This is a genomic window from Ornithinimicrobium pulveris, from assembly GCF_050261105.1.
Lineage (GTDB): Bacteria > Actinomycetota > Actinomycetes > Actinomycetales > Dermatophilaceae > Ornithinicoccus.
The window spans coordinates 2,608,397-2,630,691 of sequence record NZ_CP189837.1; the positions used below are offsets into that span (position 1 = coordinate 2,608,397).

At 70.3% G+C, this 22,295-nt stretch carries 18 protein-coding genes; 12 read left to right on the forward strand and 6 right to left on the reverse strand.

The annotated features are described in order from the left end of the window. Nucleotides 1–41 precede the first annotated feature (41 nt). Both ACQBAT_RS12240 and ACQBAT_RS12245 read left to right on the forward strand, forming a co-directional pair. A complete protein-coding gene (locus tag ACQBAT_RS12240) occupies nt 42–896 on the forward strand; it encodes a MetQ/NlpA family ABC transporter substrate-binding protein (RefSeq protein WP_420748191.1) in 855 nt (284 codons plus the stop codon). A gap of 97 nt (nt 897–993) precedes the next feature. Beyond that, nucleotides 994–1,836, forward strand: a complete 843-nt coding sequence (locus ACQBAT_RS12245; RefSeq protein WP_420748190.1) for a MetQ/NlpA family ABC transporter substrate-binding protein — start codon at nt 994–996, stop codon at nt 1,834–1,836. A gap of 25 nt (nt 1,837–1,861) precedes the next feature. On the opposite strand, the gene ACQBAT_RS12250 is transcribed toward ACQBAT_RS12245, so the two are convergent. From ACQBAT_RS12250 to ACQBAT_RS12260, 3 genes are read right to left on the reverse strand one after another with little or no spacing between them, the layout of a single operon-like run. Further along, nucleotides 1,862–3,151, reverse strand: coding sequence for a glutaminase (locus tag ACQBAT_RS12250; protein ID WP_420748189.1), 1,290 nt, complete (start codon nt 3,149–3,151; stop codon nt 1,862–1,864). A 33-nt stretch (nt 3,152–3,184) separates the two neighbouring features. After that, nucleotides 3,185–4,096 carry an amidohydrolase family protein gene (locus tag ACQBAT_RS12255; protein ID WP_420748188.1) on the reverse strand — a complete coding sequence of 304 codons (912 nt, stop codon included), beginning with the start codon at nt 4,094–4,096 and terminating at the stop codon, nt 3,185–3,187. Beyond that, entirely contained in the window at nt 4,093–4,842 is a 750-nt protein-coding gene (locus ACQBAT_RS12260; RefSeq protein WP_420748187.1) for a fructosamine kinase family protein, read from the reverse strand. The genes ACQBAT_RS12255 and ACQBAT_RS12260 overlap by 4 nt, the downstream gene beginning before the upstream one ends. A 407-nt stretch (nt 4,843–5,249) precedes the next feature. On the opposite strand from ACQBAT_RS12260, the gene ACQBAT_RS12265 reads away from it, so the two are divergent. The 5 genes from ACQBAT_RS12265 to ACQBAT_RS12285 all read left to right on the forward strand — a co-directional run bounded on the left by ACQBAT_RS12265 (nt 5,250) and on the right by ACQBAT_RS12285 (nt 11,838). After that, nucleotides 5,250–7,844, forward strand: coding sequence for an HNH endonuclease signature motif containing protein (locus ACQBAT_RS12265; protein ID WP_427197690.1), 2,595 nt, complete (start codon nt 5,250–5,252; stop codon nt 7,842–7,844). 27 nt (nt 7,845–7,871) lie between these two features. Beyond that, nucleotides 7,872–8,378 (forward strand): low molecular weight protein-tyrosine-phosphatase, encoded by a 507-nt coding sequence (locus tag ACQBAT_RS12270; RefSeq protein ID WP_420747739.1) that lies wholly within the window; start codon nt 7,872–7,874, stop codon nt 8,376–8,378. Between the two features lie 108 nt (nt 8,379–8,486). After that, nucleotides 8,487–9,761: a GNAT family N-acetyltransferase gene (locus ACQBAT_RS12275; RefSeq protein WP_427197691.1), complete on the forward strand. Its 1,275-nt coding sequence runs from the start codon at nt 8,487–8,489 to the stop codon at nt 9,759–9,761. Between the two features lie 143 nt (nt 9,762–9,904). After that, nucleotides 9,905–11,389: an SDR family NAD(P)-dependent oxidoreductase gene (locus ACQBAT_RS12280; RefSeq protein ID WP_420747749.1), complete on the forward strand. Its 1,485-nt coding sequence runs from the start codon at nt 9,905–9,907 to the stop codon at nt 11,387–11,389. A gap of 41 nt (nt 11,390–11,430) precedes the next feature. Beyond that, entirely contained in the window at nt 11,431–11,838 is a 408-nt protein-coding gene (locus ACQBAT_RS12285; protein ID WP_420747737.1) for a VOC family protein, read from the forward strand. 22 nt (nt 11,839–11,860) lie between these two features. On the opposite strand, the gene ACQBAT_RS12290 is transcribed toward ACQBAT_RS12285, so the two are convergent. Beyond that, on the reverse strand, nt 11,861–12,769 hold the full coding sequence (locus tag ACQBAT_RS12290; RefSeq protein WP_427197692.1) for a hypothetical protein: 909 nt from the start codon (nt 12,767–12,769) through the stop codon (nt 11,861–11,863). 292 nt (nt 12,770–13,061) lie between these two features. Between ACQBAT_RS12290 and ACQBAT_RS12295 the strand changes: the two genes are divergently transcribed. From ACQBAT_RS12295 to rarD, 3 genes are all read left to right on the forward strand, one after another. Beyond that, nucleotides 13,062–14,957 carry a 2-oxoacid:acceptor oxidoreductase subunit alpha gene (locus ACQBAT_RS12295; protein WP_420747735.1) on the forward strand — a complete coding sequence of 632 codons (1,896 nt, stop codon included), beginning with the start codon at nt 13,062–13,064 and terminating at the stop codon, nt 14,955–14,957. A 62-nt stretch (nt 14,958–15,019) separates the two neighbouring features. Continuing rightward, the gene (locus tag ACQBAT_RS12300; RefSeq protein ID WP_420747748.1) at nt 15,020–16,234 is read left to right on the forward strand and encodes a 2-oxoacid:ferredoxin oxidoreductase subunit beta; all 1,215 of its coding nucleotides are present in this window, start codon (nt 15,020–15,022) and stop codon (nt 16,232–16,234) included. Continuing rightward, entirely contained in the window at nt 16,231–17,163 is a 933-nt protein-coding gene (gene rarD / locus ACQBAT_RS12305; protein ID WP_420747734.1) for an EamA family transporter RarD, read from the forward strand. Before ACQBAT_RS12300 ends, rarD begins: the two co-directional genes overlap by 4 nt. Before the next feature lie 102 nt (nt 17,164–17,265). Here the strand turns inward: rarD and ACQBAT_RS12310 are convergent, their stop codons facing one another. After that, on the reverse strand, nt 17,266–17,547 hold the full coding sequence (locus ACQBAT_RS12310; protein ID WP_420747733.1) for a hypothetical protein: 282 nt from the start codon (nt 17,545–17,547) through the stop codon (nt 17,266–17,268). Nucleotides 17,548–17,749: 202 nt separating this feature from the next. Here ACQBAT_RS12310 and ACQBAT_RS12315 point away from each other — a divergent pair, with 202 nt between their 5' ends. Both ACQBAT_RS12315 and ACQBAT_RS12320 read left to right on the forward strand, forming a co-directional pair. Then, on the forward strand, nt 17,750–18,379 hold the full coding sequence (locus ACQBAT_RS12315; protein ID WP_420747732.1) for a TetR/AcrR family transcriptional regulator: 630 nt from the start codon (nt 17,750–17,752) through the stop codon (nt 18,377–18,379). Nucleotides 18,380–18,477: 98 nt separating this feature from the next. Beyond that, nucleotides 18,478–21,255: an MMPL family transporter gene (locus ACQBAT_RS12320; RefSeq protein ID WP_420747731.1), complete on the forward strand. Its 2,778-nt coding sequence runs from the start codon at nt 18,478–18,480 to the stop codon at nt 21,253–21,255. Here ACQBAT_RS12320 and ACQBAT_RS12325 read toward each other — a convergent pair. Next, nucleotides 21,225–22,220 carry a hypothetical protein gene (locus ACQBAT_RS12325; RefSeq protein WP_420747730.1) on the reverse strand — a complete coding sequence of 332 codons (996 nt, stop codon included), beginning with the start codon at nt 22,218–22,220 and terminating at the stop codon, nt 21,225–21,227. The genes ACQBAT_RS12320 and ACQBAT_RS12325 overlap by 31 nt on opposite strands. Nucleotides 22,221–22,295: the final 75 nt, after the last annotated feature.

Here is a 22,295-nt window from a genome sequence, read left to right on the forward strand (position 1 = left end):
TTCCTGCCCCGCTTCGCTCTTTCCCGCCCCAAGGATTCATCATGCGCTCACGCCTGTCCACGCTCACCCTGCCAGCGATCACCCTGACCGCCGCCCTGTCCCTCACGGCCTGCGGCAACAACAGCGGCAGCACCGCGAGCAGCGGCGATGACCAGACCGGCTCGGCCGACGCTGGCCCGCTCAGGGTCGCCGTCACCCCGGTCCCCCACGCCGACATCCTGCAGTTCGTCGACGACGAGCTCGCGGCCGACGCCGGGATCGACCTGGAGATCATCGAGTTCACCGACTACATCCAGCCCAATGTCGCCCTCGACGACGGCTCGGTCGACGCCAACTACTACCAGCACAGCGTCTTCCTGGCCGACCAGGAGCGCGCCGCCGGCTACGACTTCACCTCCCTCGGCACGATCAGCTTCCAGCCGATGGGGCTCTACTCCGACACCGTGACCGACCTGCAGGATCTGCCGGAGGGCGCCACGGTGGCCATCCCGAACGACCCGGTCAACGGCTCGCGTGGGCTCAAGCTGCTCGCCCAGGAGGGGCTGATCACCCTGGAGGACCCGGACGCGGCTGTCCCGACGGTGCTGGAGATCACCGATAACCCCAAGGAGCTGCGTTTCCAGGAGGTCGAGGCCGCCCAGCTGCCGCGCAGCCTGAGCGATGTCGACGTCGCGGCCGTCCCGGGCAACTACGCCCTCGACGCCGAGCTCTCGCCGCAGGACGACGCCCTGGTGGCCGAGGACACGAGCGACACCACCTACGCCAACCAGCTCGTCGTCCGCGCCGGTGACGATGACGACCCGCGCCTGGTGAAGCTGCACGAGCTGCTGACCTCCCAGGACGTCAAGGACTTCATCGACCGGACCTACCAGGGGTCCGTGGTCGCTGCCTTCTGACAACCACCCCGGCCTCTCGACCGACCTCACCCAGCCACGGCGCCATCCCTGGACGGGGAGCACCGCCCCAGCCACACGACATACGGAGACACACGACATGCGCACCCCCTTGACCCTCACCGCCCTGCTCACCGCCAGCACCCTGGCGCTGTCCGCCTGCGGCGGCGACACCAACGACAGCAGCGACGCCGCGGCCAACGGCACGACCAAGGACGCCCCGCTCAAGGTCGGCGTCTCCCCGGTGCCGCACGCCGAGATCCTGGAGTTCGTCGACGACGAGCTCGCTGCGGACGCCGGGATCGACCTGGAGATCATCGAGTTCACGGACTACGTGCAGCCCAATGTCGCCCTCGATGACGGCTCGCTGGACGCGAACTACTTCCAGCACCTGCCCTACCTGGAGGAGCAGGAGCGCGGCGCCGGGTATGAGTTCGCGGCCGTGACCCCGGTGCACCTGGAGCCGCTCGGCCTGTACTCCGAGAAGGTGGATGCGGTGGCCGACCTCGCCGACGGTGCCCAGGTCGCCATCCCGAACGATCCGACCAACGGTGCCCGCGCCCTGGAGTTGCTGGCCGGGGAGGGCCTGCTGACACTGGCCAACACCGGCGACGCGTCAGCCACCGTGCTCGACATCGAGGACAACCCCAAGAACCTGCGGATCGTGGAGATCGAGGCGGCCCAGCTGCCCCGCAGCCTGCCGGACGTGGATGCTGCCGTGATCAACGGCAACTACGCCATCGAGGCAGACCTCTCGCCTGCCGACGACGCGATCGCGGTCGAGTCAGCCGAGGACAACCCGTACGCCAACCTGCTGGTGGTCCGCGAGGGCGACGAGGACGACCCCCGGGTGGCCAAGCTGGCCGAGCTGCTGGCCTCCTCGGAGGTCGCGGACTTCATCACCGAGACGTACGACGGAACGGTGATCCCGGCCGCTGGCTGAGTGACGTCGGGCTGCTCGATGGTGGTCAGTCGGGAAGCTCGGTGACCACTCTCGGGCGGACGCCGTCGCCCGCGTCCGGGTCGGGCAGGGTGCGATCCGGATCGACCAGGGTCACGTCATACCCATCCAGCGATAGCCGGCGGATGCCCTCCAGGAGCATCCGTCGGCCCGCCTGGTTGAAGGAGGTGACGCGGGTCAGGCAGAGCGCCACGCCGTCGGCGCCCGGCTCATCGGGATGACCGAGGGCGACCAACCGGCGCAGCACGCGCTCGCCCTCGCTGAAGTGGATGACCCCCTGAAGTTCGACGATCGTGGTGTTCCGGGGCACGCCGTCGAGCTCGATCCGGCGATGCCGCACCTCGCGCACGGTCGAGGGGCCGGCCGGTGCGGCGGACATCAGGTGCAGCCCCATGTCGGCAGACAGCCGCTCGCACACCCGCACCCCCCGGACGCTGTTGCCGAAGGAGTCCAGCGGCGGCGAGAAGACCCCGATGCCCACCTGACCGGGCAGGACGCCCAGGATCCCGCCCGAGACGCCGCTCTTGGCGGGGATGCCCACCGAGGAGACCCAGTCGCCTGCGGCGTCGTACATGCCGCAGGTCGTCATCACCGACAGCACCTGGCGCACCACCTCCGGTGAGAGGACCCGTCGCCCGGAGAGCGGGTTGACCCCACCGTCGGCGAGGGTGGCGGCCATGATCGCCAGGTCCGAGGTGGAGACGACCAGCGAGCACTGCTTGGTGTAGCCCCGGACAACCTCGATCGGGTCGCCCAGGATCCGGTCATAGGTGCGGGCCATGAAGGCCAGCGCGCGGTTGCGGTCGGCGGTGTCCAGCTCCGAGGCGTAGACGTCCTCGTCGACCTCGAGCTCACGGCCGGCGAAGGCGGACAGGCCCTCGCGGACGATCGCGAAACGCTCGTCGCCATCCATCTCGGGCTCGCCGATCAGGCCGTGGGTGGTGATCGCGCCGATGTTGATCATCGGGTTGCGGGGACGGCCGGTCGCTGGGTCGAGCGAGATCTCGTTGAAGGCATCGCCGGAAGGTTCGGCGCCCACGTGCTCGAGCACACCGTCGATGCCGTGCTGCTGGAGGGCGAGGGCGTAGGCGAACGGCTTGGAGATCGACTGGATCGTGAAAGGCGCACCGCAGTCGCCGGCGCGGTAGACCGTGCCGTCAGGGGTGGAGATCGCGACGGCGAAGTCATCACGGTTCACCTGGGCGAGCTGGGGGATGTAGTCCGCGAGATCGCCCTCGTCCGGCTCCCGGCAAGCATCGAGGACATCGGACAGATAGTCAGGCACCGGCGTCTGCATGGTGGTCAGCATGTCAGGGGCCGCTGCGCCCTGTCAGCCCGGCGGGGGCGTGCGGACCTCGTCGAGCAGTCGGTTCCCGTTGTGCCACAGCACATCCCGCAGCCAGTCCGCACCAAGTCCCCAGCGGTGCAGGGCCTCCAGCTGGTGGGCGTAGGGGTACGGGATGTTGGGGAAGTCCGAGCCGAGGATCACCCGGGACTGCAGCTCGACCAGCCGACCGAGGAAGCGCCTGGGGACAGGATCGATGCGCTCCATGAAGTCGGTGCCGACCATCGTGGTGTCCAGGTGGACGCGGTCGTAGGTCTCGGCCAGATCGGCGAAGGCGTCGTAGTCCGGCATCCCCATGTGCGCCACGACCAGAGTCAGCTCCGGATGGTCGGCGAGCAGGCGGCGCACGCCCTCCGGTCCGCTGAAGCGGCCCGCGCGCGGACCGTGACCGGCATGCATCACCACCGGCACCCGCGCCTCCGTCAGCATTGACCACACCTCGTCCAGCTCGGCGTCATCGGGGGCGATGTCCGAGACCACCAGGTGCACCTTGACCAGCTGCAGTCCCTGCGCGAGGGCAGTTGCGACATACAGGGGGGCGTCGGGCTCGGCGTAGACCGTGGCGCACCGGAGCACCTGCTCGTGGGCATCGGCGAACCCGCCGCACCACTGCGTGAGCGCGGCCGCCATGCCCGGCTTGTGAGCGTAGGTGAGCGCGGGGACGCGGTGGACGCCGAGCTCGGCGAGGGTGGCCAACCGCGCGTCTGTGGAGGTTCGGTAGTGGATCGGCCACGGGAGGCCGTAGTGCCTCTCGCCCTCGTCGAAGTAGGCCCAGATGCGCTCCGTGAGGCGCTCGGGGTGGAAGTGCACGTGCACGTCGGCCAGCCCGGGTAGCTCGAGGTCAGCGAGAAAGCGCGGTACGTCGGCATCCGACAGCGGCGGGGCAGGCGTCCTCATGGGACGGCCGCCCGGAGCGCGTCGCCGGCCTGGACTCCGTACCCGCCGCCGAACAGGATCGCGTGCACGAGGAGGGGCACGGACTGATAGACCGGGATCCGCTCCTCCCACCCCTCGGCGAGCGGGTGGGCCTCGACATAGGCGGCGAAGACCCGCCCGCTGAAGCCTCCGAAGAGTTGCATCATCGCGAGGTCGACCTCCCGGTGCCCATAGTGCGCGCACGGGTCGATCAGCCAACTGCGCCCGCGGGTGTCGACGAGGCGGTTCCCAGCCCACAGGTCGCCGTGGACGAGGGTGGGCGGCCCACTGGGGCCCAGGTGATCTGGGGTGATGCGCTCGGCGAGGGCTGCTGTCGCCGGGTCGAGGCGGCCCCCATCGGCGGCCTGTCGGGCCAGTGGCAGGATGCGGCGCTCGACCCAGGACTCGTGCCAGGTCGCCGTCGGCGTGAGGTCGACTGGGCAGTCCCCCAGGTATGCCGTGGGCTCACCGTCCAGGGAGCCGTACCGTTCCCCAGTGGTCCGGTGGAGCTCGGCGAGCTCGCGGCCGAAGGCTTCCTCACCGGCGGGGGTGCGGTGGCCGCCGGAATCGATGGTGGCGATGGTGATGTGATCTGGCGAGATGTCCAAGACCTCAGGGACGCGGGCGCCGGCTGCGGCGAGGGTGCGCAGGCCCAGCGCCTCACGGTCGAAGAAGAGCGGCGGCGCCCCCGCGCGGGTCTTGGTGAACGGCTCGGAGGCGGAGGACATGGGTGCCATCCTGCCCTGACGAAGGCGTTTCCGCCCTGAGCGGAATAGGGTTGCCTGATTCATACACGTGTTCTAACGTTGTCCGCACAAGGTCGTCGTGAGGGGCGGGGACCACCGATCAGGGGACGCAAAGCGACCCCGAGGATGACGGAGGGAGGGAAGGTCTGATGGCGAGGGTGCGGCGTTCGTTCGTGGAGGAGCATGTGGCGCACGTGTTGCGGTGGGCTGTTTCTCTGGGTGCTGCCGCGTCGTCCTCGTCCCTGTCTTCTTCGTGCTCTTCGCTCTCGTCTTCGTGTTCCTCGCTCTCGTCGGGGTCATCGGTCTACTGGCCTGCGTGCTCGTGCGTGTCGGGGTGCTGTGGGCTGATGGATGTGACGTGGAATCCGCGTGGGCCGCGGGGAGAGGTCGTGCTGGTGGCGTGTGGCGCGCTGGAGCCCGAGCCGACCGGCGCAAGCGAGCCGGCTCAGGATCCTGAGCGGGCGCAGGATCTTGAGCAGGGTGAGGTGGGGTGTCCGGTGGGTCGGGTCCGGGCCGCGCTGGTCGGTCTGGGGATCGGGCAGCGGGAGGTCGAGTTGTTGACCGCGACCGCGGAAACGCTCGCAGCGCTGGCTAAGGGACAGGACCTGTCGAGCACGGCTTCGCAGTGGTTGGTGGAGACCACCCGGGCCGCTGAGGCCGCCCAGGAGCCGCAGGCCGGCGCCACGCCGGCCGGTTCGCCCGAGGTCCCGCCGACCGGCTCGGCCGAGGTCCCACCGGCCGGTTCGCCCGAGCCCTGGCCGGCGTCTCAGGAGGTGCCGGTGGTGGTGCGGGATGCGTCGGTGGTGTTGCAGCGGGTCGGGGTGTTGACCGGGCTGGGCGCGGCATTGGATGCCGCGTTGGTGCAGGTCACCCGGGATCTGGCGGTGCGCACCGGGCGGGTGCTGCTCGCGGACAAGGCCACCGACGATCCGGGCGAGCTCGCGTCCTCGGTACGGGCCCGGTGGGTCGCCAGGACCAAGAGCGCGACCGCCCGCGAGATCGCGTGCGTGAGCGGCTGGGGCAAAGGCGAGAGCGCGGACCTGGTCGCGTTGGCGACCGCTCCCCGCGACATCACCACGATCACGACCGAGGCGATGCGTACCGGCGCTGCCAGTTGGCGGCTGGTGCGCCGGTACTGGCGCCAGGCCGGCACCCGGGCCCACGAGGACGGGCTGGTCATCGCCCAGGCCCTGTTCGGGACCGACCCCGACACCCTGGCCAAGGAACGCCTGAGTCCTGAAGGGGACTACACCGACCAGCCCTGGGTCCACAAGGAGTACTACCACGCCCTGGACCGCGAGATCGCCCGCCTGGACAGCCAGGACGCCCAGGCCAGGGCCCAAGCCCGCGAACGCGCCCGCGCCGCCCGCCGCTACCGCACCCGTGTCCACGACGACGGCACCGCCACGGTAACCCTGCAGGGCACCGCGACCCAGATCATCGCCGCCACCGACCGCCTCGAACGCGCCGCCCGAGCCGCCCGCGCCGCAGGCGACCCGCGCACCCTGGACCAACTCGGCACCGACATCGCCCTGTCCCTGCTCCTACACTCCACCCTCAACCTGCCCGACCTGGCCAGCACCAACCAGAAGAACACCGGGCAGAAGAACACCCGGCACAAGGACGCGAACGCCCGGCCCCAGAGCCCCGACACCCTGGACGGGCTCGGGGACGATGTCGTGTCCACCGCATGGTCGCAGCAGATGATCGCCGTCATGCGGGCCCTGCCCGCCGCAGTCCTCAACGTGATCGTCCCCCTGGACGCCCTGACCGGTACCAGCATCAACACCCCACCCCCACGCCGCCACCCCGCACCACCAGGGACCCCACCACCAGAGGCCTCACCCTCGGGGGAGGAGGAGCCAGCCTCGGCCTCGATACCCCCAGCTCCAGTTGGCTCTGCGATACCCCTAGCTCCTGCTGGCTCTGCGATGCCCTCAGGCACCGAGTCTGAGCGGCCGCCGGCGCTTGATGAGCGGCCACCGGCCCCTGATGGGCGGCCGTCTGTGGGGTTGGTGGGTCAGGTCACCGGTGCGTACCCGATCTTCCTGGACGCTGGACACCTGCGTGAGTTGTTCCTGTCACCAGGGACCACGATGTACCGGCTGCTGACCGATCCCGCCGACGGGCGCTGTGTCGAACGCTCCATCACCTCCTACACCCCCGACGCGGCGATGCGCGCCCAGGTCCACGCGGCCGATGTCACCTGCCGGGCCCCCGGCTGCCTCCAGCACGCCCCGTACACCCAGCTCGACCACGTCATCCCCTACAACCGGACCCACCCCGAGCGCGGCGGGCCGACAGCCGAGCCAAACCTGCAGACCCTGCACGGCGGGGACCACGACCCCAAAACCCGCCGCGAGTGGACAGCGACCATGAACACCACCCGGATCGTGACCTGGCGCTCCCTGCTCGGCCGGATCTACCGCACCCGCACCCACGACTACAACCAGTACGCCACCCTCCTGGACGCCGCCGAAACCCGGATCGAGCAGAACACCACCACCTGGTCCACCCCCACCACCAGCACCAGCCCCACAGCCGGCACCGGGCCCGCGGCCGGTGCCGGGCTGGACCCCGCGACCGCCCGAGCACACGCGATCGACCACGAGATCTACACCGCCCTGTCCTACCGACCACCCGGCACCCCCCTGGCCCACCCCGCCGACAACCCCTGGGCCGACCACGACGAGGGCTACACCGGCTGGCCCATCACCGACCTCACCCACACCACCACCACCGGCGGCCGCGGCTACGGACCCCACCCCGAGACCGCTGACCAAGCCCGCACCGAGCACCACAACACCTACCGCAGCACCCGAGAAGCCGCCAACCAGGACACCGATCCCAGCGACCACCACCAGCACGACAGCACAACCGACACCCCGGGCGCCGACACCCCCCGGACCGACACCCCGAGCGCCGACACCCCGGCCACCGACACTCCCTGGACCGACCCCAACGACCAACCCCCACCGTTCTAGCGACGGCGACCTGACATCCTGAAGGGCATGCGCATCATGACCGTCTGCCTGGGCAACATCTGCCGCTCCCCCGCCGCTGAGTCGGTGCTGATCCACCACCTCGCCGAAGCTGGTCTGGACGATGTGACCGTCAGTTCCGCTGGCACCGCGGACTACCACGTCGGCTCCACACCGCACGAGCAGTCGATCGCAGAGGGCGAGTCCCGCGGCTACGCCTTCGAGTCTCGTGCTCAGCAGTTCGTCGCCGACCACTTCGATGACGTCGATCTGGTCCTGGTGATGGATTCCGCCAACGAGGACGACGTCCTCGCGCTGGCTCGTACTCCCGAGGACGAGGCCAAGGTGGTGCGGCTCGGAGCCTTCGCCAGGGATACCTCCGACGGCGTGCTGGATGTGCCCGACCCCTGGGGTTTGCCGCGGGAGGCCTACATCCGGATGTACGACCAGATCGAGGACGCGGTCAACGGCCTCGTCGCAGCCATCCAGGACGACCGCGTCGGCGAGATCGCCGCAGCCCAGCACGCCCTGCGCTGACGTGCCGCCCTTCTCGTGAGCCCGAGATCTGCCGCCGCCGCAGGGGAGAGGGGGGCCTACACTGCTGGCCCTGGCGGAGTCGAGACTGCGCACCTTGGGGTCGATGTCGTGTGGGCCTGGCGAGCGAGTCCGCGGCCGGCTGCTGCTCGAATTGCCGACGAGATCACCACCGGCGACCAACAACGCGCAGAACAACTCGGCCAGTCCGGACCTGAATGGCTCGCCGCGCGCGCTTGGGTGCGTCGTCAGCTGGGTCGCTACCTCGACTGCAACCCGACGGACGTCCCCCTCGGCAGCGAACCCGGCGGCAGACCGGTCCTTCAGCTCGACGATTCCCGTCAGGTCGGCCTCAGCATCGCGCACTCGCGCTCGATCGTCGCCCTCGCGATCGCCGAAGGTCAGACTGACAACTCGCGGGACCGGCGCGCAGCGAAACCGGCGGCAGCACAGATCCGGATCGGCCTCGACGTCGAAGAGCCCCCGCTCGACAGGACTGGCAGTCCCCTGCCGTCGGCTGAGCTCCTGCGCGCCGCGAGCGCCGTTGCCTCTCCCGCAGAGCAGGCCGAGCTCGCCTCCCTCACCGCGATCGAACTGCCTGACCTGTTCCTCCGCTGGTGGGTGATCAAAGAGGCCATGGTCAAGGCGCTGGGGACCGGATTCTTGGAGGACCCGCGCGCCCTCGACCTGGGCGTCCGGGATCCGCGGCTCCCCACCCAGTGGTCGCTGCATGACGTCGGCCAGCTGCTCGACCGCGACGACAGCAGCGCACCCTCCCCCGGGGAGGAAGAACCAACCGCTCCCCGCCTCGCCGTCGTCACCGACACACCAAGCGATCTCACTGTCCGCCAGGCACCCTTCACCTTTCGCCAGAACTCTTACGAGGTCCGAGCCGCCTCGCGCGACGACCTTCCCCTGCTCGAGCACGCCTGGCCCAGTCACGGCATCCATGAGTCCCACCTGGCCCGCCAGGAGTCCGGCGACACCACCTACCTCATCGCCTGGGCTGGGGACGAACCTCTCGGCTCGGGCACGGTCGTCTGGACCGGGCCGCTGCACGAGGAGACGCGCACGGCATACCCGGACGTGATCGAACTCGCCCACCTCCAGGTGCGCGCGGAACATCAGGGCCGTGGGATCGGCACCGCGCTCGTCCACGCCGCCGAAGGCCTCGTCGCCGCGCGGGGACATGATCGAGTCGGGATGGGCGTCGGCGTGGACAACCCGAGAGCGGGGCAGCTGTACGAGCGCCTCGGCTATCGGCGGACCGGTCACCTGACCACCACCACCTACCGGTATCTGGACGAGGACGGTCAAGCGCACGAGGCGACCGAGCAGGACGAACTGCTGGTGTGCGACCTCCGCGACCTACCATCAGGCACGTGACGGAGCAGGAGGACACGGCAGCCGCCGACCAGACGCCGGACGACGCGCGCCACGACGACCACCACCACCACCACCACGACGACGGCGTCGTTCGCGAGGCCGTCGACCCCGACGATCTCGCCACCACCCTCCGCGTGCTCGGCATGCTGCACGAACTTCCCGCTGGCCATCCGCACATCGGCGCGGTGAAGCGCGCGACGGGGCAGATGTACAAGAAGGTCCGCAAGACCCGCCGATCGCAGGCCCGCCGCGCTGAGCGCGCGCCACTGCTCCAGCACGACGAGGCGCTTCTCGCCCGCACCGCCACCGGGAGCCCGCTGCGCATCGACGACGAGACCCGCGGCCTGACCCTCGAAGCCGACGGCGCCGGCATCATCGGCGAGCTCAAGATCCCGCGCGGCTGCTACATCTGCCATGCGAAGTACACCCACGTCGACGCCTTCTACCACTGGCTCTGCCCGACCTGCGCTGCCAAGAGTCACGGCAAGCGCGAGCAGCGGACCGACCTTCGCGGCCGCCGAGCGCTGCTCACCGGCGGACGCGCCAAGATCGGCATGCACATCGCCCTCCGCCTGCTTCGCGATGGCGCCGAGCTGACCATCACCACCCGCTTCCCGCGCGACGCAGCCCGGCGGTTCGCCGAGCTGGCCGACTCCCCCGACTGGCTGGACCGGCTCACCATCGTCGGGATCGACCTGCGCGACCCGACCCAGGTGGTGGCGCTCGCCGACGAGGTCGCGGCAGGCGGCCCGCTCAACATCCTGATCAACAACGCCTGCCAGACGGTGCGCCGCAGCCCGGGTGCCTACTCGCACCTGCTCGAGGGCGAGGCCCAGCCGTTGCAGGGGACCGCTCGCAGGCCGCGCCTGATCACCTTTGACCGGATCAGCGATGCCCACCCGGTCGCCCTCGCCGGCACCTTGCGCCGCGGCGAGCTGCCGCACACCGTGCCGGACGCCCCTGGGCAGGTGCGTCGCGGCGACCCCGAGGGCGACCTCACCGACCCGTCCCGTAGGTCGCTTCTCTCCCCCGCCGAGCTCACCGGGCTGGCGCTGTCGGCCGGCTCGGCCAGCCTCACGGCATACCAGGACGGGACGGCGATCGACGCGGGCGGGCTGCTGCCCGACCTGGCGACCTCGAACTCGTGGACCCAGCACGTGGACGAGGTGGACCCGTTGGAGCTGCTGGAGGTGCAGCTGTGCAACTCCGTCGCGCCGTTCCTGCTGGTCAGTCGGCTGCGGCCGAGCTTGCGCGCGGCGGTGCAGGCTGGGGCGCGGCGCGCCTACGTCGTGAACGTGTCGGCGATGGAGGGCCAGTTCGGGCGGCGGTACAAGGGCCCAGGCCACCCGCACACCAACATGGCCAAGGCGGCGCTGAACATGCTGACGCGGACCTCGGCCGGCGAGATGTTCGAGACGGACAAGATCCTGATGACCGCCGTCGACACCGGCTGGATCACCGACGAGCGGCCGCACCAGCAGAAGCTGGACATCGCCGCCGAAGGCTGGCACGCGCCGCTCGACCTGGTCGACGGCGCGGCGCGCGTCTACGACCCCATCGTGCGCGGCGAGCGCGGAGAGGATCTGTACGGCTGCTTCGTGAAGGACTACGAGCCGGGCGAGTGGTGAGCGCACCCCCACCCCAGCGGGTCTGGTGCCATGCTGAGCCCATGGCCAACCCCGAGCTCTACGTGCTTTTCCCCGGCTGCGCGCGGGAGGCGCTGGCCAGATATGCCGAGATCTTCGGGGGCGAGGTGTGGCTGAACACCTACGGGGAGTTCGGCCGAGCAGACGGGCCGCCGGACGCGATCGCGCACGGCGGTGTGAGCGGGCCCGTCAGCCTCAGCGGGTCCGATGCGGGACCGGGCGAGGAGCCGGTGCGGATGGCGGGCCTGATGATCTCGCTGCTCGGCACCGATGAGCCGGGCACCCTGCATCGCTGGTTCGAGGCGCTGGCCGAAGGAGGCGAGGTGCTGGACCCCCTCCAGCCCCGCCCCTGGGGCGACACTGATGGTCAGGTGCGGGACCGGTTCGGGTTGCGCTGGCTGATCGGCTACCAGGGAAGCGCCCAGGATTGAGGAGCCCTGGCCTGAGATCACATCACCAGTCGCCGGAGACGAAGACCTGAAGGACGAGCATCTCGTCCCGCTCCGGATAGACGAAGACGTAGTGGTCGGAGCTGGCGACGTTCACGGTGGCGGGTTCCTCGCCTGCGGCGCGCAGCCCCTCCTCCCACTGGTCCGCGACCGTCTCGATCAGCTCCCGAGTATCCGCCTGGTCGGCATCCTCCACATTGGGGGCCACGAGGACCGTGGCCCCGTCCGAAGTGGTGCACAGCAGCAACTGGTCCACGGCTCCCGGATGCTGACCCACCTCGGGGTCGATCTGCGCCGCGTCAGGCCCGTCGCAGTCCATCCCGACGCCCTCAAAACTCGACCTCAGCCCCAGCAGCCCGTCCTCAGCCTGCTGCCGCGAGAGCGGCTGCGGAACGACCCCGGCCGCACTGCCCGGGTCCGTGGCAGGCAGGCTGGCCTCGACGGTGTCCATGATCCACTCGTGGTCCTTCACCGAGTAGAGCAGCATCAGGCCTTGCCCGTAGGTCCAGATGGAGTGCTCCCCGTCCACCGGCTCGTGACCACCAGCTTCGACCGTGGCGTCGATGACCGACTTCACCTGGAACTGAAGGATGTCGCTGTCGTGATACGCCGGGTGATCCTCCTCGTAGTCCGGGGTCACCAGGAGGAAGGCGTCCTCGTCCTCGTCGATGCAGAGCAGGAGCACGGACACCTGCCCCACCGACTCGGAGATGCCGGGGCCGAGCTCCTCCGGATCCGGGCCTCGACACTCCATCCCCTCTGCGGTGAAGGCGGTCTTGAGGTACCCCATCGACTCCTCCGCAGCGGCCTCGAGCTCGTCCAGGTCGTCGGCACCCTCGGTCGTGGCGTCCATGTCGGACGTCGAACCCTCCCCGGCCGTGGTCTCCTCGCTCCCGTCGGTGTCCCCACCCACGGCACCCGTCGAATTCGCGTCCGGAGACGGAGCGGTCGTCGCCCCCGCCCCCTCCTGCGAGCCCGAGCGCTCCGATGGGCCACAGGCCGACAGCAACAGCGCCATCAGCGCAGCGAGGCCGACCCCTCGAGACGTCTCGCTCCGCATCCACATGATTCGAGCCCCTTCCAGCCCCACGACACTGCCTGTTCCCTTCCCAGCACCGTAACAGCGCCGACCGCCAGCGGCTCCGTGAGCATGACCGCCCGGGTGCAGGAAGGACCCAGCCGACAGGCGTACTCTGGTGGGTGACATGTCTAGCACTCCCCTGCACCAACTTGATCGCGTCGTGATCCGCTTCGCCGGCGACTCCGGCGACGGCATGCAGTTGACGGGCGACCGCTTCACCAGCGACACCGCCTCCCTCGGCAACGACCTGTCGACGCTGCCCAACTTCCCGGCAGAGATCCGTGCCCCCCAGGGGACCCTGCCCGGCGTCAGCAGTTTCCAGCTGCACTTCGCCAACCACGACATCTCCACCCCCGGCGATGCCCCCGATGTCCTGGTCGCGATGAACCCGGCCGCTCTCCGCGCCAACCTGCCCGACCTGCCTCGCGGGGCGACGATCATCGTCGACGCCGACCAGTTCACCAAGCGCAACCTGGCCAAGGTCGGCTACTCGGCCTCCCCGCTGGAGGACGAGAGCCTCGCGGGCGCCGGCTACCACGTGCACTCCCTCCCGCTCACCTCGATGACCGTCGAGGCGCTCGCCCCCTTCGAGTCCCTGACCCGCAAGGAGAAGGAGCGGGCCAAGAACATGCTGGCCCTGGGCCTGCTGTCCTGGCTCTACTCCCGCGACACCGGCTCGACCGAGGCCTTCCTGCGCGCCAAGTTCGGCTCCGCACCGGAGATCCTGGAGGCCAACCTCACCGCGCTGCGTGCCGGTCACGCCTATGGCGAGACCACGGAGGACTTCGCCGTCCGCTACGAGGTCGCCCCTGCCCCGATGGCCGCAGGCACCTACCGCACGATCACCGGCAACCAGGCGATGGCCCTGGGCCTGGTCGCCGCCGCCGAGCGCTCCGGCCTGCCCCTCGTCCTGGGCTCCTACCCGATCACCCCGGCCTCGGACATCCTGCACCAGCTCTCCGCCATGAAGCGCGCCGGCGTCACCACCCTGCAGGCCGAGGATGAGATCGCCGCCGTCGGGATGGCGCTCGGCGCCAGTTTCGGCGGGGCCCTGGGGGTCACCACCACCTCCGGCCCCGGCCTGGCCCTCAAGGCCGAGACCGTCGGCCTGGCCGTGGCCACCGAGCTCCCGCTGCTCATCATCGACATCCAGCGAGGCGGCCCCTCGACCGGGCTGCCCACCAAGACTGAGCAGGCCGACCTGCTCCAGGCGATGTACGGCCGCAACGGCGAGTCACCCGTCGCCGTCATCGCCGCCCAGTCCCCGACCGACTGCTTCGACGCCGCTCTTGAGGCGGTGCGGATGGCCACCACCTATCGCACCCCGGTGATCCTGCTCTCCGACGGCTACCTCGGCAATGGTTCCGAGCCGTGGTCGGTCCCCTCCGCGGCCGATCTGCCGTACCTGCGGATCGAGCACGCCACCGAGCCCAATGCGACGGACGACCAGGGCGAGCCGGTCTTCCACCCCTTCCTGCGCGACGAGCAGACCCTCGCCCGCCCGTGGGCGGTCCCCGGCACCCCTGGGCTGGAGCACCGGATCGGCGGCATCGAGAAGGCCGATGTCACCGGCCACATCTCCTACGACCCGGCCAACCACGACCGGATGGTCCGCCTGCGCCAGGCCAAGATCGACCGGATCGCCGACGGCATACCGGACCTCGAGGTCGACGACCCCACCGGTGACGCGCGCGTGCTGGTCCTGGGCTGGGGCTCGACCTACGGGCCCATCGCCGCCGCGACCCGCCTGGTCCGCGCGGCCGGCGCCCCCGTCGCGCGCGCCCACCTGCGTCACCTGAACCCCTTCCCGAGCAACCTGGGCGAGGTGCTGCGCCGCTACGAGCGGGTCGTGCTGCCCGAGATGAATCTCGGCCAGCTCGCGCTGCTGCTCCGCGGCCGCTACCTGGTCGACGTGCGCAGCCACACCGCCGTCCGCGGGCTGCCGTTCACCGCGGTCGAGCTCGCCCAGGTGCTCCACGAGCACCTCCTGGACGTCCAGGGAGAGGAGGCCCCGCTGTGAACCCCACTTCACACACCGCTGTGAACTCCACCGCGAACCCCACCGAGACCACCGATCTGGGTATGCCGACGCTCGGCACCGCGGGCGTGCCCACCACCGAGGAGGGTCGGGTCCAGACCAAGAAGGACTTCACCTCCGACCAGGAGGTCCGCTGGTGCCCCGGCTGCGGCGACTATGCCGTCCTGGCCGCTGTCCAGGGCTTCCTGCCCGACCTGGGCCTGCGCCGCGAGAACATCGTCTTCATCTCCGGGATCGGCTGCTCTAGCCGCTTCCCCTACTACCTCGACACCTACGGGATGCACTCCATCCACGGCCGCGCCCCGGCCATCGCCACCGGCCTGGCCACCTCCCGGGAGGACCTGTCCGTCTGGGTCGTCACCGGTGACGGCGACGCCCTGTCGATCGGTGGCAACCACCTGATCCACGCCATGCGGCGCAACGTCAACCTCACGATCCTGCTGTTCAACAACAAGATCTACGGGTTGACCAAGGGTCAGTACTCCCCGACCTCCGACGTCGGCTCGGTCACCAAGTCCACCCCGGTCGGCTCGGTCGACCACCCCTTTAACCCGGTCTCGCTGGCCCTGGGCTCGGAGGCGACGTTCGTGGCCCGCACCATGGACTCCGACCGCGCCCACCTCACCGAGGTGCTCAAGGCGGCCGCGGCCCACCGCGGCACGTCGCTGGTCGAGATCTACCAGAACTGCCCGATCTTCAACGACGGCGCCTTCCAGCTGCTCAAGGACCGCGACAGCCGCTCGGCCCGCCTGGCCCACCTGCGCGCCGGCGAGCCGATCCGGATCGGCGAGGAGGGCTCGGAGGAGGCCCAGGTCGTGATGCGGGATGAGTCCGGCCGGCTCCACGTCATACCGGAGCAGGCTGCCCGGGCCGGGGACCAGAGCACGGACACGATCGTGATCCACGACCCGAGCGATCCCGACCCCAGCCAGGCGTTCGCGATCTCCCGGCTGGACGGCCCGACCATGCAGCACGTCCCGATGGGGATCTTCCGACAGGTGCAGCGCCCCACCTACGACGATGCCGTCCGCGCCCAGGTGCGCGAAGCGGTCGCCGAGGCCGACGGACTGTCGCTTGACCAGCTCCTGCGCGGCCGCGACACCTGGACCGTGGACGGCACCCGCCCGGGCCAGGTCGAGCAGACGTTGGACGGCGAGGTGACCGACGGCCCCACGGCGGCCGCCGGTGACGCTGTGGTCGAGGAGGCCGACGAGGCGCTTCCCGAGGCGGACAACTCCCGGGAAGTCACCCACGAGTGACCGAGGACGCGGCGCGGCGGCGCCAGCAGGGCACCGCCTACGGCTTCCTCGCCTACCTGATCTGGGGCGTCTTCCCCTTCTACTTCGTCACCCTCCGCCCGGCCGGGCCCTGGGAGATCCTGTCCCACCGGATCATCTGGACGCTCGTCGTCTGCGGAATCCTGCTCCTGCTCGCCCGGGACTTCCGCTGGCTGCTGCAGCTGGCACGCACACCTCGGCGCCTGGCAGGCGTGATGCTGGCCGGCGGGCTGATCGCCGTGAACTGGGGCATGTATACCTATGCCGTGCTCACCGGGCACGTCACCGAGGCGGCGCTCGGCTACTTCATGAACCCGCTGTTCACCGTGGGCCTGGGCGTGCTGATCCTGCGCGAACGCCTTCGCCGGTTGCAGTGGGTCGCGGTGGGGGTGGGTGCGGTCGCGGCGATCTACCTGACCATCGACTACGGCCATCCGCCCTGGATCTCGTTGACCCTGGCCACCAGCTTCGCGCTCTACTCGTTGCTGAAGAACCGGCTGGGCGTCTCGCTCTCGCCGGTGCGCACGCTCTTCGGGGAGAGCCTGGCGATCCTGCCGATCGCGATCGGGATCCTGATCTGGCTCGACGTCACGGGCGGCACGACCTGGGGCGGCCACGGCGCACTGCACACGGGATTGTTGATGTCCACGGGGATCGCCACCGCGATCCCGCTGCTGCTCTTCGCCGCCGCCGCGTCCCGGGTGCCGCTGTCGACCATCGGCCTGCTGCAGTTCGTCGCTCCGGTGCTGCAGCTCACGTCCGGCATCGTGATGGGCGAGACGATGGCGCTGTCCCGCTGGATCGGCTTCGGGATCGTCTGGGTCGCCCTCGTCGTGCTCAGCGTCGACATGGTCCGTCAGGTGCGGCGGGCGCGGCGGCAACGCAAGGACCTCATCGATCCAGCGCCCTGATCACCCCGCACACTCTGCTCAACCCGACAGCCTGATCCACCTGACAGCCTGCTCAACCCGTCGGCCTGACAACCTGACAACCTGCTCAACACGACAGCCTGCTCACCCGACGATGCGTACCCAGAGTCGATGCCAGAAACCCTCAGTGTTGGCCAACTTCTCCCGCCGCTGTCGCGCCGCCTCGGCCTCCCCCTTGTACATCCCTCGGAACGACCTGGCTGTCCGCCCACCGCTGACCACCCGGCCCACGCTTCCGCCCCGCGCAACGATGGCACCCGCCCGGATCTGCGAGCCCGACTCCTTGCTGCACGTCGAGCACAGCGAACGCCCGGTCACGGTGGTCGTGCTGGCGCGGCGACGTTCGCACTGCTGACAGAGGGCCATGCCCCCAGGCTAACGGCGGCTCACGGCCCACCCATCCCCACCGGACGCGCACTATGACGCTGAACGGGCCCACCGGACGTGCGCCATGTCGCCCCCAAGCCCACCGGACGTGCGCCATGACGCTGGCGGGGCTCACAGGACGTGACCTAGTGCACATCGTGCAGATTTGCACACTGTGCACTTTTGTCCCTAGGCTACCCGGGTGACCGAAACCCTGACCCGTCGCGAGGCCAACAAGGCCCGCACCCGCGAGGCCGTCATCGCCGCTCTGCGGGACCTGGTCGTCGAGCGTCCCGTGGACGAGATCACGGTGGACCAGCTGGCCGAGGCCGCAGGCATCTCACGCCGCACCTTCTTCAACTACTACGGCAGCATCGGCGCAGTCCTGGTCGAGGTCTTCTCAGCCCACGCCGAGGCGATGGTGGGGCAGATCGACCAGGCCGGACTGGTGGCGGACCCGATCGCGGCGCTGCGCGAGTTCGTGACCCACGGACACACCGACCCCGACTTCCTCGGCTGGATGGCCGCGCTCAACTGCCACGGCACGGCCGGCGACGCCGCCCTGGCCGTCGAGCGCACCGTGTGGACCGAGCTGGGCACCTGGCTGGACGGCCGCCTGCACGAGATGCTCTCCGCCGGCACCGACCCGCTCTACGTCACCACCCTGGCGACCAGCGTGATGCACGCCTTCTCCGCGGCGGAGAAGGCGTGGCTCGCCGATCGGGCGGACCCGACCCGCCTGAGCGCCAGCGACCTCGCCGCCTTCCCCGAGCACCTCGACCGGGCGCTGGGCTACCTGGCCGCTGGCTGGCGCCCGGAGCACGACGGCTGACCTCCTGCCCTTCCTGACCCTCCCCCGGTGCGCCACGGACGTCGCCCGGTCATCGACCACCTGACCACACGCCATACCTGAGCGAAAGGACCACGACCGTGGCCATCCTCCTGCACCGACTCGGACGCTGGTGCGCCCGGCATCGCTGGACCGTCATCGGCGCCTGGGCCGCGCTGCTCGCCATCGTCACGGCGAGCGCGCTGACCTTCATGAAGCCGCTGACCAACGACATCTCCATCCCGGACAGCCGCTTCGAACAGGTCCTGCAGACCCTGCGCGATGAGATCCCGGAGGCGTCCGGCACGACCGGGACGGTCGTCTTCACCAGCGACGAGCCGTTCACGCAGTCGCAGCGCGAGTCGATCAGCGGCGTGATCGCCGACTGGAACGCCCTCGACAACGTCGAGGCCATCGACCCCTTCGAGAGCCAGGACCAGCTCGACAGCAGCCAGAGCGAGCTCGCCGACGGCCGCCAGCAGCTCGAGGACGGCCGCGCCGAACTCCAGCAGGGCGAGCAGGACCTCGAGGACGCGCGCCAGCAGCTCGCGGACGGCCGCGAGCAGGCCGAGGAGGGCCGCACCCAGCTCGAGGAGGGTCAGGCCCAGCTCGACGAGCAGCGCGGCCAGCTGGACGCCGGCCAGGCCGAGCTGACCCAGCAGTCCGAGGAGCTGGAGGCCGGGATCGCCGCCGGCATGGTCCCGCCGGAGCAGGCCGAGGCCGCCCGCGCCGAGATCCAGGCCGCGCAGGCTCAGCTCGACGCCGGACGTGAGCAGGTGGACGCCGCCCAGGCCGAGCTGGACGCCGGTCGCCAGGAGCTCGAGGACGGCCAGGCCCAGTTCGAGGAGGCCGAGCAGCAGATCGCCGACGGCGAGCAGGAACTGACCGACGGCCGCGCCGAACTGGAGACCGGCGAGGAGGAGCTGGCCGCCGGGCAGCGGATGGCCGACCTCACCGACGGCATGCGGGTCGTCAACGAGGCGGGCACCGTGGCGATGACCCAGGTCTCGGTCACCGGTGGCGATGTCGCCTCGATCAACCCTGAGGTGGCCGATGAGATCCAGGAGATCGGCAACGCGATCGAGGCCAACAGCGGCGTCCAGGTGGACTTCTCGCAGGAGTTCTCGATGGACCTCAACACCATCTTCGGCCCCTCCGAGGCCGTCGGTCTGCTCGTCGCCGGGATCGTGCTGCTCGTCATGCTCGGCACCTTGATCGCCGCCGGGCTGCCCATCCTGATGGCGCTGGTCGGCGTCGGGATCGGTGTCGCCGGAGCGATGGCCCTCTCACCGCTGTTCGACATGCAGTCGATCACCCCGGTGCTGGCGCTGATGCTGGGCCTGGCGGTCGGGATCGACTACTCGCTGTTCCTGATCAACCGGCACCGCACCCAGCTGCGGCACGGGATGGACGTGCGCGAGTCGATCGCGCTGGCCGTGGGCACGTCCGGCAATGCCGTGACCTTCGCCGGGCTCACCGTGATCATCGCGCTGTCCGCGCTCACCCTGACCGGTATGCCCTTCCTCGGCGTGATGGGTCTGGTCGCCGCCGCGACCGTCGGGCTCGCGGTCCTGGTCGCGATCACCCTGACCCCGGCCCTGCTCTCGCTCATGGGCCTACGGGTGCTGCCCAAGAAGATGCGGTCCGCCCTCGCGAGCGGTGACGAGCAGGACACCGCCGCTCAGGACGCCAAGGACGCTGACACCAGGCGCGGCTGGGCCGCCCTCGTGCAGCGCCGCCCCTGGCTGGCGATCCTGGGCGTGATCGGCATCGTCGCGGCCCTGGGCTACCCCGCCGGTCAACTGCGCCTGGGCCTGCCGGACAGCAGCTCCGAGCCGGCCGGCTCCACCGCATACACCACCTACGACACCGTCCGCAGCGAGTTCGGCGCCGGCGCGACCGGGCCGATCCTGGCCGTGGCCGAGCTCGAGTCACCGGTCGCCGAGGGTGAAGTCGCCCTGATGAATGCCCAGGCCGACATCGCCGAGGACCTCGCGGACGTCGAGGGCGTGCTCCGGGTGCTCCCGGCCGGTGTCAACGACGCGCGGGACGTGCTGGTCTTCCAGCTGCAGCCCGAGGGTGGCCCCACCGAGGAGTCCACCGTCGAGCTGGTCGACAACCTGGACGCCAAGCTGCCTGCCATCGGTGCCGAGCATGCCGCGAGCATCGACATCACCGGGCAGACCGTCGCCAACATCGACATCTCCGAGCAGTTGGCGGACGCGATGCCGATCTACCTGGCCGTCGTCGTGGGGTTGTCCCTCATCCTGCTGCTGCTGGTTTTCCGCTCGATCTGGGTGCCGCTGCTCGCGACCGCAGGCTTCCTGCTCTCGATCGTGGCCGCCTTCGGCGCCGTGGTCGCGGTCTACCAGCTGGGCCACCTCGACTTCCTCTTCGGGGTCAACGAGCCAGGACCGATCATCTCCTTCCTGCCGATCCTGCTCATCGGGATCCTGTTCGGGTTGGCGATGGACTACCAGGTCTTCCTGGTCTCAGGCATGCGTGAGGAGCACGTCCACGGCAAGGACGCCCGCACCGCCGTCGTTACCGGCTTCAACCACAACGCTCGAGTGGTCACGGCCGCCGCGATCATCATGGTCTCGGTCTTCGCCGGCTTCATCTGGGCGCACCTGACGATGGTCCGTCCGATCGGTCTGGGTCTGGCTGTCGGGGTCCTGGTCGATGCCTTCCTGGTCCGGATGACCCTCACCCCGGCGGTGCTTTCCCTGCTGGGCGAGCGCGCCTGGTACCTGCCGACGTGGCTCAACAAGATCCTGCCGGACGTCGATGTCGAAGGCGCCAAGCTAGAGCGCAGCCTGGGCGCCCCGGCCAACCCCGACATCGCTGCTCAGGAACCGGAGCTCTCCCCCAGCCGCTGACCGGCAGCGCGCAGCAACGAGCGGGCGCCGTCCCGCGCCGCAGCATCGCCTTCGGTGATCTGCAGCGCGAGGCGGCGCCCGTCGCGCTTGTAGATCACGATCCCCGGCCCGCCGTCCACGATGTAGGCGGTCCGCTCGGGCAGGGCGCGCAGTCCCTTGCCGCCCCACTTCATCGGGTCCAGCTCGCGGACCTCCACGCCCGCGACCTCGGCGGCGGGCACGGCGCTGAGCCGCACCGGAAGCACCCTCGAACGCACCGCGAGACCGTCCTCGTCCACCTCGATCCGGATCCGCGCCCACGCCAGCGCGAGCACCGAGGTGACCACGCCGACCAGCGCGAAGGGCACGACCAGGAAGCCCTCACCGGTGGCCACCATCAGGACCGCCATCAGGGCGAAGACAGCGAGCACCACCCAGCCGATCACCCACAGCGTCGTGGACGCCACCTCCGTGCTCCACGGCTCGACCGGGCGCACCGACCGCCCGCGCACCGCCTGCACCCGCGCCCGCTCGGGGATGAGCGCGGCCAGCTGCTCGGGCGTCGGACGACGGCGACCGTGCACGACATACGCCAGGACGCCGGCGAGCGCGGCACCGAGCAGTTCCAGCAGCAGCCAGCCCTCCGAGACGCCTTCAGGCCCGTCCACCCCGATCCGCCAGACGGTCACGACATACGTGAGGAAGGCCAGCCAACCCACCGCGGCGGACAGCGCCACCACCCAACGGGACCAGGCCGGCGGGATCATCCGCTGCAGGATCGCGGAGGCCGCGGCCAGCAGCGCCGCCACCACGACGACCGCGAGCACGATGCCGAGGAAGGTGGCGCCGTCGGTCCACGTATCCACCTCGCCGCGCGCCCACCGTGAGGGCATCTGCAGCGGCGGCGGGAGCGCCGGCAGCACCAGGAGCAGGAGCGCCAGCGGCAGGATCGCCACCAGGCCGGCGAGGGCGCGGCGGGAGTTCATCGAGGTCGTCCTCCTGAAGGTCGGGTCAGTGCTCAGCCGGGGCGCCGACCCGCATGCTCGCGCTCGCGGAAGCGG